We start from the raw sequence: 508 nt of genomic DNA, 5'->3' as shown, positions 1-508 counted from the left end.
TTCTTTACTCAAAACATTGGGAAGTTTCTTTTCGCGTTTCGGACGATGAATCAAATCAGGATGGATCGCTTTTTCATTTACAATCCTAAAAAATAACTTAATCGCATTAACAATCTGGTTTTGATAAGATGACGAAAGCCGGTGCTTTATGATATAATCGTTGTTGTAGCGTATAACATCCTCATTCGTGATGTCTTTTACCGGCTTTTCCCTGTAGAATACCAAAAATGATTGCAACGCATCACAATAGGATTTTATGGTATTCTGACTGTATCGCTTCGATTTTAAATGTCTGGAAAAATTTTCAATCGCTAAAATACCTTCTTCAGAAGGCATAGACTCTTGTATTGTTTTTAATTTAAATCGGATTCTGTTGGCTTCAGTATCGGGAACATGCCATAACTGTAGGGTTTGGCTCCATTTTGAACCTTCAAATTGCTTGATTCGGGCAATCAGTTCTTTGTTTTTCTCAAAAATAACAGCAATCCGGATTTCTCCGTGGTGTCGT

The 508-nt window shown here is 36.4% G+C and carries 1 protein-coding gene; it reads right to left on the bottom strand.

Features of this window, described 5'->3' with window-relative positions; translation table 11 throughout:
• Positions 1–508, bottom strand: a 508-nt coding sequence (locus tag ACFO7M_RS16265) for a site-specific integrase (protein ID WP_379736916.1), incomplete at both ends; no start/stop codon positions are given.

The sequence above is a fragment of the Flavobacterium sp. GCM10023249 genome, assembly GCF_042653365.1.
In the GTDB taxonomy this organism is placed as follows: Bacteria; Bacteroidota; Bacteroidia; order Flavobacteriales; family Flavobacteriaceae; genus Flavobacterium.
Note: the sequence above shows the minus strand (reverse complement) of the source record. Positions and strands in the feature narration are given on the sequence as shown.